The organism is Pseudomonas sp. NBRC 100443 (assembly GCF_030268185.1).
In the GTDB taxonomy this organism is placed as follows: Bacteria; Pseudomonadota; Gammaproteobacteria; order Pseudomonadales; family Pseudomonadaceae; genus Pseudomonas; species Pseudomonas citronellolis.
The window spans coordinates 1-228 of sequence record NZ_BSQE01000122.1 but is presented as its reverse complement, the minus strand read 5'-3'; the positions used below and the strand labels follow the sequence as shown (position 1 = coordinate 228).

Annotated in this window: 1 pseudogene; it reads right to left on the bottom strand. The window is 58.8% G+C overall.

The features are described from left to right. Positions 1–33 precede the first annotated feature (33 nt). Positions 34–228, bottom strand: a pseudogene (locus QSJ95_RS32820) (electron transfer flavoprotein subunit beta/FixA family protein); the annotation flags it as partial.

Genomic DNA, 228 nt, shown 5'->3' with positions numbered 1-228 from the left:
CGTTGTTGTGCTCAGCGATTACCAGGATAGCCATCAGATTACTTTCGCCTCGTTCTTCAGTTTCTCGACCAGTTCAGCCACGGACTTGACCTTGATGCCGGCGCTGCGGGCAGCCGGAGCTTCCACTTTCAGGGTCTTCACGGTGGAAGCGGTGGAAACGCCGAGGGCGTCCGGGGTCACCACGTCCAGCGGCTTCTTCTTCGCTTTCATGATGTTCGGCAGCGACGC